The sequence below is a fragment of the Halomonas sp. SpR8 genome, assembly GCF_031010195.1.
GTDB lineage: Bacteria > Pseudomonadota > Gammaproteobacteria > Pseudomonadales > Halomonadaceae > Vreelandella.
Genome location: NZ_JAUAMC010000010.1, coordinates 132,749 through 147,840, shown reverse-complemented (window position 1 = coordinate 147,840; position 15,092 = coordinate 132,749). Strand labels below are relative to the sequence as shown.

10 protein-coding genes are annotated in these 15,092 nt (G+C 55.2%); 7 read left to right on the top strand and 3 right to left on the bottom strand.

What is annotated here, in order from left to right:
• Both QT230_RS18190 and QT230_RS18185 read right to left on the bottom strand, forming a co-directional pair.
• A partial coding sequence (locus QT230_RS18190) for a calcium-binding protein (RefSeq protein ID WP_308323571.1) occupies positions 1-3,962 on the bottom strand: 3,962 nt, incomplete at its 3' end.
• 71 nt (positions 3,963-4,033) lie between these two features.
• Positions 4,034-4,840 (bottom strand): hypothetical protein, encoded by an 807-nt coding sequence (locus QT230_RS18185; protein WP_308323570.1) that lies wholly within the window; start codon positions 4,838-4,840, stop codon positions 4,034-4,036.
• Between the two features lie 809 nt (positions 4,841-5,649).
• Here QT230_RS18185 and hexR point away from each other — a divergent pair.
• From hexR to QT230_RS18170, 3 genes are all read left to right on the top strand, one after another.
• On the top strand, positions 5,650-6,504 hold the full coding sequence (gene hexR / locus QT230_RS18180) for a transcriptional regulator HexR (protein ID WP_308323569.1): 855 nt from the start codon (positions 5,650-5,652) through the stop codon (positions 6,502-6,504).
• A gap of 78 nt (positions 6,505-6,582) precedes the next feature.
• On the top strand, positions 6,583-8,781 hold the full coding sequence (gene uvrD / locus QT230_RS18175; RefSeq protein WP_308323568.1) for a DNA helicase II: 2,199 nt from the start codon (positions 6,583-6,585) through the stop codon (positions 8,779-8,781).
• A gap of 130 nt (positions 8,782-8,911) precedes the next feature.
• A complete protein-coding gene (locus QT230_RS18170; RefSeq protein WP_308323567.1) occupies positions 8,912-10,006 on the top strand; it encodes a TRAP transporter substrate-binding protein in 1,095 nt (364 codons plus the stop codon).
• An 82-nt stretch (positions 10,007-10,088) separates the two neighbouring features.
• Here the strand turns inward: QT230_RS18170 and QT230_RS18165 are convergent, their stop codons facing one another.
• On the bottom strand, positions 10,089-10,505 hold the full coding sequence (locus QT230_RS18165; protein WP_064234011.1) for an acyl-CoA thioesterase: 417 nt from the start codon (positions 10,503-10,505) through the stop codon (positions 10,089-10,091).
• A gap of 190 nt (positions 10,506-10,695) precedes the next feature.
• Between QT230_RS18165 and QT230_RS18160 the strand changes: the two genes are divergently transcribed.
• From QT230_RS18160 to pstB, 4 genes are all read left to right on the top strand, one after another.
• Positions 10,696-11,595, top strand: coding sequence for a phosphate ABC transporter substrate-binding protein (locus tag QT230_RS18160; protein WP_308323575.1), 900 nt, complete (start codon positions 10,696-10,698; stop codon positions 11,593-11,595).
• A gap of 130 nt (positions 11,596-11,725) precedes the next feature.
• Entirely contained in the window at positions 11,726-12,844 is a 1,119-nt protein-coding gene (locus QT230_RS18155) for an ABC transporter permease subunit (RefSeq protein WP_308323566.1), read from the top strand.
• Positions 12,841-14,265 carry a phosphate ABC transporter permease PstA gene (pstA, locus tag QT230_RS18150; protein ID WP_308323565.1) on the top strand — a complete coding sequence of 475 codons (1,425 nt, stop codon included), beginning with the start codon at positions 12,841-12,843 and terminating at the stop codon, positions 14,263-14,265. The genes QT230_RS18155 and pstA overlap by 4 nt, the downstream gene beginning before the upstream one ends.
• Positions 14,259-15,074: a phosphate ABC transporter ATP-binding protein PstB gene (pstB, locus tag QT230_RS18145; protein WP_308323564.1), complete on the top strand. Its 816-nt coding sequence runs from the start codon at positions 14,259-14,261 to the stop codon at positions 15,072-15,074. Before pstA ends, pstB begins: the two co-directional genes overlap by 7 nt.
• Positions 15,075-15,092 lie beyond the last annotated feature (18 nt).

The window sequence follows — 15,092 nt, the reverse complement described above, 5'->3', positions numbered from 1 at the left end:
GCGCCCCCTTCCAGTCGGTTGGTGCCAGACCACCCTTCTAGGATATTGTCACTTTCGGTTCCCCTAAGAACCAGCCCCATCGCACCCAGACCACTCCCGCTCAACTCGGTCCCGTCGTCGAATCGTATGTGCGTCACCGTCCTAGCGCTGTTCAGCGAACCATTGCTGTTCAGCACTTCGGCAAAGGTCAATGCGTCATCGTCACTGACGTGTAGGGTCAGGTTACTTCCATCACGGCTTAACCACAGATCATCGGCCGTGATCCCCGCGCCTAACTTCAGCGTGTCACCATAGCGACTAGACGTATGAACATAACTAGGCTGAACGACGGTGTCGTGGCCATCGCCTAGGTCAAACTCAATGACGTTGCCGTAACGGCCCAACTCCAAACGATCATCGCCGACGCCGCCGTTGAAGATGCTGTCACGGGAGCTTGCTGAAACTCGTAACGTATCGTCGCCTGCGCCCCCTTCCAGTCGGTTGGTGCCACTGCCGCCATCGAGCACGTCGTTGCCGTCACCACCGCTTATTAAATCATCACCATTGTCACCATAGAGGTAGTCATCACCCTCTGTCGGCGTCGTCAGTCGATCCCGAACATCCTCTACCGTCCACTCAGTGCCGTCGGCAAAACGCAGAGTCTTCACTGTGCTACCCGAACGGTCCTCTTCGAGAAAATGATCGATATCTAGACGATCTCCAACGGTCTCACGTGATATTATCGAGACTTGGTTTTCATCCCGCGTAAATAAAGCATCGGTTGAATTAGAAATGCCCAACTCCACAATATCCAGTCGATGAGCTACTTGATCACGGCTAGCGATTAGATCGTGCCCCCCCCCTTTTCCATGAATAAAAGTATCTTGTCCCTTGCCACCGTAGAGCGTGTCGTTGCCTGAGCCGCCGTCAATACGGTCTTCGCCGTCATCACCATAGAGAATGTCATTACCTTCACCACCCAGCAGCACATCGTTACCACCACTTCCTCGAATCAAATCGTCGCCACCAAGGCCAACCAGGGTCTCGCCAGCGTTAGTTCCGTAAAGTTCATCCTTATCCTGGGTAGGCGTCATCACTTTCTCGCGGATGATGTCGGTTCCCCACTCGGTGCCATCGCCAAAGCGAATCACATCCACGGCATGAATTCCGACGTCCGCACCATTAAAGTAATTCGCTACTTGAATGCGGTCGGCACTCCCTTCTCGCGTCAGAAGCAGGTCGTTACCACTGCGACGCACTACAATATCGCCTGGAATGATATCGTCAGCAAAACGGATAACGTCTTTCGCACTGTCGCCACCACGAGCATAGTTGTTAATCCTATCTACTCCCCATCCCGCAGCGAAATAGTAAGTATCCGCGCCAGAGCCACCCTCAAGCGCATCATCACCGTTTCCACCAAACAAACGGTCATTGCCAGCTCCGCCTCGCAGAGTATCGTTGCCCTCCCCTCCAATAAGGACATCGTTTCCAGCGCCACCTACTATTCGATCATTGCCCTCCAAGCCATCGAAGTGATCGTCACCATCAAAACCGTAAAGCCGATCGTCTTCTTCGGTCGCTTTCTGATCGATCTGTTCGATCAACTGCTCCACCCCAACATCATTACCATCAGCGAAGGTAAAACGTTCGATCGCCGTGCTGCGTAGGTTATTTTCAGTGTCAAAAACTCGTTCTAGCCGCAGGGTCGCCGACCCACCAGCTCCATCAGGAAGAGTGATAAAGAGATTTGTTGCATCACGGGTGACGGTCAGGTCGTCCTGGGTAATGCCAACTCCAAAGGCCAGCGTATCCAATCCACCGGTATCGTTGATGATGTCGCTACCGTCACCGAGATCGTAATGATAGGTATCGTTCCCTACGCCGCCTTCCAGACGATCATTTCCTTCTCGCCCATCGATCCAATCATCGTTACGAGTGCCCTTGACAATATCGTCTTTGGCAGTCCCCGTCATGGCAGTCCGTTCTAACCAGGGAACCAATGCTGCGTCCAAACGCAAGGCTTCTGTTACTTCCTTTAGAGGAGTGGAATAGCTGTCGGCGTCCTGTATCACTTTGATAATGTTGACCACCTCATCACCCCGACCAGCATCAACTAGCCCTCTTAGGGACGACGCAAATACGGTGGTATCAAGCGCAGGTCGCAAGCTGCTACCGTCAAATTCGATGGTCAATGTCAGAGTATTGAATACATCTCGAAAATCACTGCGCATCAGAAGTTGGCCATGCACATAGCTCTCGAAGCGCGCGAACTGAGCTTCGAGAATGTTGGCTGCCTGTAGACCCTGAACGAAGTTGCCGCCTTGACCGCTGTCGTAACCACGCCCAACTAGCGCCTCCAGCGCCACGACTTTGCGCGCATCTATATAAACATGCCCATATTCGTCACGGCTGTTAGGGTCGGTATCGGCTGCCCCGGTCCATTGATAGATCAGCGGTTCGAGCAGTGCCTGGCGTGTCACATCCGAGTCAGCATCGACGAACTGCTGAACCAGAGACTCTAAAATCGGATCGCGCATCATTGCCTGATGCAAATCGAACACTTTGCCAAATGCAGCGATATCTGGTAGGGCAACTACCGTATCGCTCAGCGTTAGCCTCTCGACCAACTGGGTATCCTGTGGATCGATGGCGAACCAGATATCCGCTGCCTCGCGTGTTTCACCCGATTCCGTTTGCGCTTCGCCGCGCTGCAAGATATCGTTCCCCTGGCCGTCCACCTCAATCACGTTGCGGTAGTCGATCGCCACCGACGCAAGCCCCGCCTCGGCGAAACTCAGCAATTCATCCTCCTGTGCCTTGCCGTCGCCGCTGGCATCCCGCCAGATCAGGACTCCCTGCTGGTCAACCTCCTCAGCATCGACTTGACCATCGCCGTTGCTGTCCAACTCGGCAAGCGCTTCGAAGCCGTTCGTAGCGCGATTTCCATTTTTTAACAGGGTTTGGTCACCAAACAGCTCCCGGCCACTATCGATCTGGCCGTTATCATTTAGATCACGTACTAGCATGCCATCATCGGCCGCGACCCAACCGCTCTTCTCAGCCAGGCCATTTCCGTCGTGATCGAAGTGGATGCCGTCTTCTCTAGAAAGGGTTTCGAGACCATCGCCATCCAAGTCAATGACGATCGGAGAGGCCTTACGCTCGGCCTGATCGAAGCTGGGCAGGTCGTCGGCGTCGGGCGATAAGCCGAAGGGATCCCAGTTGGCTAAGTCATTGTTTATAAAATCTGATAGCTTGCCAAACACATCATCCAAGGCTTGGCTTAGAGGTTCCAAAGCGCTATTGATATCATCGACCACCGTATCGATTAGTGCGTCACCGTTTTCATCTTCATCAGTCAAGGCCACTGACACGCCTGTTGCCGCAACAGCGCCGATAATCGCTGCGAAGGTTGCTGGGAAAACAACTCCAAAAGCAGCTGTAGTAATAACACCGGTTATCACGGAAGCAGAAATAGCAACGACTTCTTTTTCAGCCTGTGCCAGATTTTCTCCCTCGGGCGCATTGGCAATATTATAACCCGCAACACCCGCCGTCACTGCGATTCCTATGTGTTTCAGGTTATTCGCCAGTTTGGCAAAGTCATCCGCCTTTTCTGCAATACCCTCCACCACCCCCCTGTCCAGAGGGCCTGTATTGCTGTTTTCAAAGAGATCGAAGTTACCTTGTTCTATTCCTCTTTTCAGAGCACTGCTGGCATTTTCGTATACTTTCTGTTGATAACCCACCGCACCGCCGGTCACTCCCACGGAGACAGCCTGAATGTCTGAGTCGAGTGATGCGTCATTCATTCTGGACAAGAGATCTTGAAACGCTTCATCTTCGCTCAGGTCTTTGCCCTCTAGGGTTGCCTCGTCTTCAGAAAGCAAAGAGCTGATATAAGGGCTCTGGCTCAAGCGAATCAGCTCCACCATGGCGTCATCGTTAACGCCGTTACTGTGTTGCGCTGAACCCTCCAAAACCGCTTCTTCTTGTGCTGCCACTGTTTCCTCGTTATTAACCGCCATCCCACACCCCCTTTGTCAGAAACTCAGGTTTTCTTCAGCTCTTTATCACCACCACGCCGCAGGATAAAGAGTTTTACCAAAACGACATTAATCATACTTTGTGCAACAGAGAAAACGGCCCACCACAAAAAAATCAGCAGCGGAACCAAAAGAATTAAATGATTGGCCAAAAAGACCGCGACCTGCCCCAACCCTGGCTTTTCTAAATGCAGCCCAATCATATTTAGAAACGCGTAAGAGGCCATCCAGTAGACAAACACCTCCACGATGAAGACCAGAGGGACCTTCCAAAAAAGAGACCCCAAAAAACTCTTGACATACATAGGATCCCGCTCTTCAAAAACCTTATACTCAATGCTAGACGTAGAAAAAAAGAACCAGTGCGCCACGAAGAAGACGAAAGCAAAAAAATGAGCCCTTAACATATCGGTGTAGATATACACCATCTCAAACCCTGCCGGCGGAGTACTTTGCTTATCAAACAGCATGTTATCCATCAGCACGACCGGATAGTTCTGGGAGACCAAGAAGTCAGTGATACGCGACGGAGGCCAGCCTCGAGAAAAGTCATCACCACCAAACATCAATAGCCCTTGATAAATCAACGACACACAGAGCGCCGGCGATATAAAACAGAGATAAATCGTCATATTCTGACGAGTCTTCACATACATCTTTTCGACCTGAATATCCGGGTAGGGCAGTTGCGGAAGGTGCCGCCGAAACACAAGGCAGGCAACCCAGGTGAGGGAGAACACGACCAGCGACCACTGGAAATTCCAAAAAAAGCCGAAAGTCATGATGATGTACATCAACATCAGATAGCGCATGAAGTTATCCGCAATGGCAGAGTCGCTTCGCGACGATCTGCTCTAAAAACGTTTAAAATTCGCCCGCTTCGACCTTCAACATTCTTCACTATGAAGGCTGGCAGTTCCGCTTTCGATCTTGTAATACCATTTGACCATATGCTCTGACGCGCTTCACTTCCCTTCAATCCTGTTCCAGGCACTATGGAAAGAAGCTGATATTTCAATGGTTACTTTTGGGCACCAACTCTAGCATTCATCGAAAGAGCCTTTTTGTAAGATATAACCTAACATTTTGTAAGCTTAAGCTTACAAAAGTAATCCCACAGTCGGCTTTACAATGTAGCGCTACTCAATCAGGGGGTGACGTCGCCGCCACAGCGACATGGTTTTGCAGGCTAACTCAAGCCATTATGCTCAGCTACCAGGCACTGCTACGCGGACTTCTAACTGCGTTCCTCACTACATTTTATGAATACCCCAAAAGGCATGCGATATAATAAATAGCTTCATGTCAGGCGCGACGGTCAGGTGCATTCAAAGGCATATAACACGCATCTGCGAAGTAGTGAGCACCAGAGACAAGTATAGGAAGCCGCTTGCCGCCTAGGATCTCCATGAAGGCTGTTTTTAAAATGATGCAATGCAGCACGTCGGTTCTTGCTATACCCTACTTGACAAAATGATGACGAATCTTAAAGAAAATGCTTAACGACATTTAAACGCTAACCCTTACGACGCTTTCCTTGCCCATTTGAGTCATCAGTCAGGCATACTGTGACAAATGCTAAAAATAGCCAAATGTGTGCTAGAGAGCCAAGGAGCTGAACGTGAGTAGCGCCCTGTTCGATGAAATGAGACGCCGCATGGAGCACTTTCGACGCTCCGAGCAGAAAGTGGCGCGGTTTGTACTGCGCAACCCCGAAGAGGTCATCCACATGCGTATTGTGGATTTGGCCACCGAAGCCACCGTTAGCGAACCCACCGTGGTGCGCTTCTGCCGTGCCCTGGGGTGCAATGGCTTTCAGGACTTCAAGCTACAGCTGGCGCAAATGCTGGCTAGCGGCAGCCAGTTTGCACAGTTTTCCATGAACGATAGCGACTCGGTCGCTGAGTTTTCCCACAGTATCTTTGACTCGACGGTGGGCACGCTGCTGTCTGTGCGTGACCGACTGGATAACGACGCCTTAGGCCGTGCGGTTAACGCGTTAGCCATGGCCAATCGTGTGGAGTTTTATGGCTTTGGCGCCTCTGGCGCAGTGGCCTTTGATGCTCAGCATAAGTTTTTCCGCCTGCAAATTTCCACCTCTGCCTACGCCGACCCACATATGCAAAATATGTCCGCGGTGACGTTGAACGATGGCGATGTCGTTGTGGCCATTTCCCAAACTGGCCGCACCAAAGCGCTGGTTGCCAGCGTGCGCTTGGCCCGCGAAACGGGCGCGACGGTGATTGGCCTGTGCCCTAGCGGCTCGCCGCTAGCCGAAGAAGTCAGCCTGCCGCTATATATCGATGTCCATGAAGATACTGAGATCTATACCCCACTTAGCTCACGTATAGCCCATTTGGTGCTGATCGACGTACTCGCCGTCGGCGTCGCCAAAACCCGCGGCCCGAAACTCGCCGAACAGCTTAAAGCGGTCAAAAAGAGCCTTAACACGCTACGCTTTCCTGAAGAGAGCTAATCGTCAAACCTGTATACACAGCCAGTTCCCTGGCTGTGCTAGACTAGCCGCCTATTTTTTGATCCGGCAGCGGCTACTATGGACGACGTCACGGCGATTCTCGATCAGCTCAACTCCGCCCAGCGCGAAGCAGTGAGCGCCCCCCAAGGTAATCTGTTGGTGCTCGCAGGCGCTGGCTCCGGTAAAACCCGCGTATTGGTGCATCGCATCGCCTGGCTGATGCAGGCGGAAGGGTTGTCGCCCTACGCGCTGCTCGCCGTCACCTTTACCAATAAAGCCGCCAAAGAGATGCGCACCCGCCTTGAGGCGCTACTTAGCATCTCAATGCGCCATGTCTGGGTGGGCACCTTTCACTCCATCGCCCACCGCCTGCTGCGCACCCACTGGCAGGACGCCAGGCTGCCGCAACACTTTCAAATCATCGACTCCGACGATCAGCTACGCCTGGTCAAACGGCTACTGAAAGATTACGCCATCGACGACGAGCGCTACCCGCCGCGCCAAGTGCAGCACTTTATCTCCGGCTGTAAGGAAGAGGGGCTGCGCCCCCACCAGGTCAATGTCGACGGCGATGCCTATATGGGCCAGATGGTCGAGCTCTACGAGCGCTACCAGCTCACCTGCGAGCGGGGCGGTCTGGTCGATTTCGGCGAGCTGCTGCTGAGAAGCCTTGAGCTACTGCGCGATAACCCGGCGCTGTTAAACCACTATCAGGAGCGCTTTGGCCACGTACTGGTGGATGAGTTTCAGGATACCAATACGCTGCAATACGCTTGGCTAAAACTGCTCACCGGCATGCAGACACCGATGACCGCCGTCGGTGATGACGACCAGTCGATCTACGGCTGGCGTGGCGCCAAGGTGGAGAATATCAGCCGCTTTGAGCAGGAGTTCCCGCAAACCCATACCGTGCGGCTTGAACAGAACTATCGCTCTACCAGCGCGATTCTGGAAGCTGCCAATACGCTGATCAGCCATAACAGCGAGCGGATGGGTAAAAACCTGTGGACTGACGGCATCGAGGGCGAGCCAATCTCGATCTACGCCGGATTTAACGACCTGGAAGAAGCCCGCTATATCGTCGATACCATCAAAGAGAAGGTCGACGAAGGCTTCAACCGCCGCGATATCGCGATTCTCTACCGCTCTAATGCCCAGTCACGACTGCTGGAAGAGACGCTGATTCGCCAGGGCATGCCCTATCGGATTTACGGTGGCCACCGCTTCTACGAGCGCCTGGAGATCAAAAACGCCCTGGCCTATCTACGCCTGATGCTCAACCGCGATGACGACGCCTCGCTAGAGCGGGTGATCAACGTGCCCACCCGCGGCATCGGCACACGCACGGTGGAGATTGTCCGCCTGCGCGCCCGTGAGCAAGGCATTCCGCTGTGGCAGGCGCTCCACGATGCGATTCACGACGGCACCTTGAAAGGCCGCGCCGCTAATGCGGTGCAAACCTTCGCCAATCTGATCGAGCAGCTCGATAACGATGCTTCCGGCATGGCGCTGCACGAGATTATCGATCACGTTACCGTGCATACCGGTTTGATTGAGCATCACAAAAGTGAGCGCGGCGAGAAAGGCCAGGCGCGGGTTGAAAACCTGGAAGAGCTGGTTACCGCCGCCCGTGCCTTTACCCAAGGCGATGTGTTTGAGGCACCCGAAGCGGGCGAAGGCATGGCGGCGCTGGAAGCATTTCTCTCCGAAGCTGCCCTCAACGCCGGTGACCACGAAGCCGAAGAATTTGAAGACAGCGTCCAGCTAATGACGCTGCACTCGGCGAAGGGCCTGGAATTCCCTGTGGTGTTTATTGCCGGCGTTGAAGAGGGCCTGTTCCCGCATAAAATGTCGCTCGAAGAGCCGGGCAGGCTCGAAGAGGAGCGGCGGCTTTGCTATGTGGGGGTTACTCGCGCCATGCAGAAGCTCTACCTGACACACGCCGAAACCCGCCGTTTGCACGGCAAAGAGGTGTTTCCCCGCCCCTCGCGCTTTCTACGCGAACTGCCCCCGCACCTGCTCGAAGAAGTCCGCCTGCGTGGGCATATTTCACGCCCGGTTACCGCATCGCGCACCTCCTTTACCCAGCAAAGCGTCGAAAGCAGCGGTGATATCCCCAGCTTGCACGTCGGCCAGGGGGTTGAGCATCCAGTATTCGGCGAAGGGATCATTCTCAATGCGGAGGGCGAAGGCGCCCGCGCCCGCGTACAGGTCAGTTTTGAGGGCGAAGGGGTCAAATGGCTGGTGCTCGGCTTCGCCAAGCTAACGCCACTTTAAGCACTAACAGCATGACGTTACGCTCAGTGGCTTGCCGATTAAAACCCGCCTAGCGCATACTGGTGGGCGGACACTGCGCATTCATGCGCGCTGACAAAAATATCCTATAATTTCCGGAGTCTTGCCCGCCATGCAACGCCGTAACTTTCTCAAAACCGTCGGCCTGGGTGCCGCCGGTGTCGCTGCTGCCCCTTTTGTCACCACCACTAGCGCACGTGCTCAAGAGACCTATACCTGGGACATGGTCACCTCGTGGCCGAAAAACTTTCCTGCTCTGGGCACCGGTGCGAATGATTTCGCCCGCCGGGTAGAGCAACTCTCCAATGGCCGCATGCAGATCCGCGTCCATGGTGCGGGTGAATTGGTACCCGCCCTGGAGGTGTTCGACGCCGTGGCTGCTGGAACCGCTGAAATGGGCCACTCCGCCTCTTACTACTGGCGCGGCAAAGTGGCTGCTTCGCAGTTCTTTACCGCCGTACCTTTCGGCATGACCACCACCGAAATGAACGCCTGGTTGTACCATGGCGGTGGCCAGGAGCTGTGGGATGAGATCTACGCCAATCACAACCTGAAGCCGTTTGCCGTTGGCAATACCGGCACGCAGATGGCAGGCTGGTTCAAGAAAGAGATCAACTCGCTAGACGATATGCAGGGGCTGAAACTGCGCCTGCCTGGCTTAGCAGGTGAGGCGATGAACGGCATCGGCGTGAGTACCGTCAATATGCCGGGCTCGGAAATCTTTACCTCGTTGCAAACCGGCGCACTGGATGCCGCTGACTGGGTTGGGCCGTATAACGATTTGGCGTTTGGTTTGCACCAGGTAGCTGACTACTACTACACCTCGGCGTGGAACGAGCCCTCTGCGGTACTGGAAGGCACGATCAACCTGGATGCCTGGAATTCGCTGCCGGAAGATCTGCAAGACGTGATCCGCGAGGCCGCACGCGCGTCTAACATGGCCATGATCAGCGAATTTGCCTTCCGCAACGCCCAGGCGCTGGAAGCGCTGGTCGATGAGCATGGCGTTCAACTGCGTACTTTCCCCGAGGACGTAATGGCGGCGCTTTATACCTCGTCGTTGGAAGCGATTCAGCGTCAGGTCGATAGCGACGAAGAGTCTCGCCGTGTTTACGAGTCTTATTCTGCTTTCCAGAAGCTGCTGCGTCCGTTCAGCGATGTGGGTGAGTACGCCTACCTCAAGAACCGCGATAACGTTGAGGGCTAAAGCGTTAGGCTAAACGACAAGCACGGCCAAAGGGCGCACTAAGCGCCCTTTGGCTATTTACGGCGAGGTTTTGATGGTGGAATTAGTCGCTATGCACCGCGCGGATGCGTCCGTTATCGTCCAATGCGACCATCACAAAGCGCGCTTCAGTGACTTTCTGACGCTCTTCTATACGCTGCCCATAGGGCGGACGCACCCAGACCTCTACGTCAATTTTGATCGAGCTATGGCCAATCTCTTGTACCTGGGTGTAAACGCTGACCATTGAGCCCACGCGCACCGGGCTTAGAAAGTCCATGGCCTCAATCGCCACAGTCGCCGTGCGGCCACCCGCTTCACGCCCGGCAGCCAGCTCGGCCGCTTGATCCATCTGGTTGACCAGCCAGCCTCCGGGTATATCACCATAAAAATTGGTATCTTGGCGGGAAGCCAGTAATTTTAAAGTAAGCTGCCCTTGCGGGGCGGGAGCGTCGTCCAAATCGGTTTCCAAAAGAGTCATGAGTTCGTCGCTTAGTCAGTTTATTGTTGTAAACGTTGCAGGGCGTCACGTTGTTAATGGCTGTTGCTGCATCGCAACACCAGTGAATGGATTCAGTTAACCATAAGAGGACGCTTGTTTGAACACTCCTGTGCATACTCTTTTAACTCAGGCATCCCCTTTACCTCTAAAGCGCTTTTTATTGCGCTGGATGGTGATCATCCTGGCACTGGTAGCCCCCTTGGCCTCGGGGCAGCCAGCAGCTATTAGCGGCACCTTGGGCGCGGTGGGCTCCGACACCATGGCGGGGCTAATGCTACGCTGGGGGGAAACTCTCACGACCCGCCACCCTGACGTTACGCTGCAATTTCAAGCCAGTGGCTCCGCTAGCGCGCCGCCAGCGCTGATGGCGGGCACCACTCGGCTTGGGCCGATGTCCCGCCCGATGACGGCTGACGAGCGCGATAATTTTATTGAGCGCTATGGCTACCCGCCGCTGGAATTAAAGGTCGCCCGTGATGCGCTTATTGTGGTCGTACATCGCCATAATCCGCTGCGCGCGCTCACTCGCCAGCAGGTCGACGCCATTTTCTCAACCTCGCGCGCCTGTGGTGGCGAAACACCGATCAGACGCTGGGAGCAGCTTCCTGCAACGCGTGACTGGTCATTTGGCCGGATTGCCTTGCATGGGCGCAACCTTGCCTCGGGCACCCACGGGCTATTTCAAGAGCGGGCGTTATGCGACGGGCAATTTCGCAGCGATATCAGCGAACACCCCGGCTCATCAGCGGTGGTCGCCGCCGTAGGAGAGTCGGCCAATGCAATGGGTTACGCTGGGTTTAATCACCTTACTCCCGCCGTGCATGCGGTCAGTCTGTATAACGATGACGGCACGGCGGTACCGCCTGATGAAGCGGCGATACAGAACGGCGATTACCCGCTGTCGCGCTACCTTTATCTCTACGTGAACCTACCGCCTGGAGAGACGTTACCACCAGCCGAGGAGGCGCTACTTGCGCTGATTCTATCCGATGAGGGCCAACAGATTGCTCGCGCTTCTGGATTTGTCCCCTTAACCACGGATGTCCTTAATGCCCAGCAAATCCAGTAAGTCGCTGTCATCTAAATGTCATAAAATTGCCTTAAGGTAAGGAGGTATCGGGTGCGTTTTTTTCTAGACATACTTATATCACTAGCGATTGATCCGCTATTTGGCCCCCTGGTTTTGCCATGATAACGCTATGACTCCACCTCGGTTAACCTCTGCTCGACAGCCGCTGCGCCTGTTGCAGGATCGCGTGGCCACCGGGTTAATTACCGCAGGCGGCGTGGGTGTACTGCTCGCGATTCTGGCAATCGGCATCTTTTTGGTATGGGAAGCGCTCCCGCTGCTGGCGATTGGCGACACCTTAGCCTTGGCAAAGCTCTCACCCCTGGCATGGGGCACCTTAAAGGCCGCCCTCGCCGCACTGCTGTTTGCCATTCCTGTGGCCTTAGGCGCGGCGATCTACTCGGCGCTGTTTATGTCGCCGCGCCTGCGAACGCGCATTAAACCGGCGTTAGAAATGATGGAGGCTGTGCCTGGTGTGGTGGTTGGCTTTATTGCCGGGCTCATTTTGGCGCCGTGGGTGGAACGCCATTTAACCAGCGCTTTAGTGCTGATTATTTGGCTGCCGCTCAGTGCTGGGCTGGCCGGCTTGCTTTGGCAACTGGCTAAAACACGCCTACGCCGTCGCTTACCGCTCTCCTGGGCGGGCCTGTGGCTAGTGCCCTGGCTGGTCTTCATGGTAGCGATAGCGCTATGGCTCGCCCCATGGTTCGAGCAGCAGTGGTTAGGTGGCGACTTACGCCACCTGCTCGACCAGCGCTTTGGTATCGATTACGCCACCCGTAATGCCATGATAGTTGGCATTGCCATGGGCTTTGCGGTCATTCCCAGCATCTATTCACTGGCAGAAGATGCCCTCGCCGATGTGCCTGCCAGCTTAATTGAGGGCGCCCAGGCGCTGGGCGCCAGCCGCTGGCAGGCTCTCTGGAAAGTAGCGCTGACGGCCGCAGGCCCGGGGATTTTCTCGGCGGTGATGATTGGGGCGGGTCGGGCAGTGGGCGAAACCATGATTGTCCTCATGGCCAGCGGCAATACCGCCCTGTTTAGCGCCAGCCCCTTCGAGGGCATGCGCTCCATGGCGGCAGCTATCGCCATCGAGTTACCTGAAGCGTCACCCGGTGGTCAGACCTACCACCTGCTTATTTTAGCCGCGCTGGTGCTATTTATTTTCACGTTTCTGGTCAACACCCTGGCCGAGGTCGTCCGCCAACGCCTGCGCCGCCGTTACCGTCAGATGGGAGGCATATCATGACGTCTGCCTCGGCCAGGGTAGTCTCCCGCGCTGCTCGCTTCAGCCGATTAAATACGTTATGGCCTTGGCTATGCGCGGCCAGCGTCGCGCTTTCCCTGCTGATGCTGGGCGCCTTGCTAACGCTACTGCTGGTGCGCGGGCTCGGGCACTTCTGGCCCGCCACGCTGGAAGAGGTCACCCTTAGTTCGGGCGAAACTTTCGCAGGCCATGCCGTACGCGAGGTCCCGCTGCCCCAGCAGGAGGGAGATGAACGCCTCTACTTCACCGGCAATCAGGATATCGAAGGCGCTCGCTGGCGCTGGGTGGCCATCGAGCAAATTGTCGAACGCGCCCAACCAACCGACCTGATTCGTATTGATCGCAGCCCCTGGGGCGACTTTATTGGCCATTTAGTGGCCATTGAGCAAGGCGATCAGCGCTGGGCGGGAGATGCTGCTTGGCAGCAACTGACGGCTCTTTTGGCGCTTCCCGCTAGCCAGCGCCAAGCGGGCCAACTGCTGCTCACCACTGTGGATGGCCAAACCTTACGCCAACCGCTTGCCAATGTGGCTAGCGCTCAAGCCCCTAACACTATGGCCTGGCGGCAGAAAACCTACGCCTGGGGTGAAGGGGTCTGGCGATTTTTGAGCGAAGGCCCACGGGCAGCCAATACTCACGGCGGCGTGTGGCCAGCGATTTTTGGCACCGTGCTAATGGTGATTTTAATGTCCGTTATCGTCACACCCTTCGGTGTACTGGCGGCCATTTATCTCAATGAAATCGCTCACCAAGGGCGGCTGACTCGCCTCGTGCGCATAGGTGTGCGCAATCTGGCCGGCGTACCGTCAATTGTGTATGGAGTATTTGGCTTGGGGGTGTTTGTTTACGGCATTGGCGGCTCGCTGGATGAGTGGTTTTTCAGTGACACCCTACCCTCACCCACATTCGGCACTGGCGGCCTGCTATGGGCTTCGTTAACCCTCGCACTGCTAACCTTGCCGGTGGTGATTGTGGCAACAGAAGAGGGCCTGGCCCGTATTCCTGAAGCTCAGCGTGAAGGGGCCGTGGCACTCGGTGCTACGCGCTTAGAGATGCTCACCCGCATCGTGCTGCCCATGGCCGCTCCGGCGATGCTGACAGGGGTTATTTTAGCGGTCGCCCGTGCGGCGGGCGAAGTGGCGCCATTAATGCTCGTTGGGGTCGCAAAGCTCGCGCCACAAATGCCCATCGATGGTGAGTTTCCTTATCTGCATTTAGAGCGCAAGTTTATGCACCTTGGCTATCATCTATTTGATACCGCCTTTCACGGCGAAGATGTGCAGGCCGCTATTCCACTGGTTTACGCCACGGCGCTACTTTTAGTGTTAATTGTGCTGATGCTTAATATAACTGCCATATTTCTGCGTCATTATCTTAGCCGTCAACGGGGAAACGAATGCTAGCACCATTACATTCAGCTAATACCTCTCAGGCACCAGTGACGCACTTTTCATCTGAAAGCTGCTGCCTGAGCATTGATCACCTAAGCCTCGCCTATGCGGGGAAAGAGGCGCTGCGTGACTTAACCCTGAGCGTTCCCCGCCACCGGGTGACAGCGTTTATTGGCCCGTCAGGGTGTGGTAAGTCGACGCTATTAAGGGCGATTAACCGCTTGCACGATCTTAATGAATCGGTGATGCATAGCGGTCAAATCACGCTTGAAGGGCAAGATATTTATGACCCGCAAATGAATGTAACCGAGCTGCGGCGGCGTGTCGGGATGGTGTTTCAAACCCCCAACCCCTTCCCTATGTCGATCTATGAAAACGTTGCCTTTGGCCTGCGCTTGCAAGGGCGCCTGCCTAAGCGCAAACGCGACGATATTATCGAGTGGGCGCTCTCCTCCGCGGCCCTGTGGGATGAGGTAAAAGACCGCCTGCACCGCTCCGCTTGGCAGCTTTCCGGCGGTCAGCAGCAGCGTCTGGTGATTGCCCGCACCTTGGCAGTACAGCCCGACGTGCTGCTGCTGGATGAACCCGCGTCAGCACTTGACCCCATATCAACCCTCAAAATTGAGGAGTTGATCCGTAATCTCAAGTCAGAGCTAACGCTGGTGCTGGTTACCCACAATATGCAACAAGCAGCGCGGGTGTCAGATTACACCGCCTTTTTGCACCAAGGTGAGCTGGTTGAATACGGGCCTACCGATCAAGTCTTCACCAATCCCCGTTTGCAACACACCGAAAACTACATCACCGGCCGCATCACCTAGGCCTTAACGACGGGAACG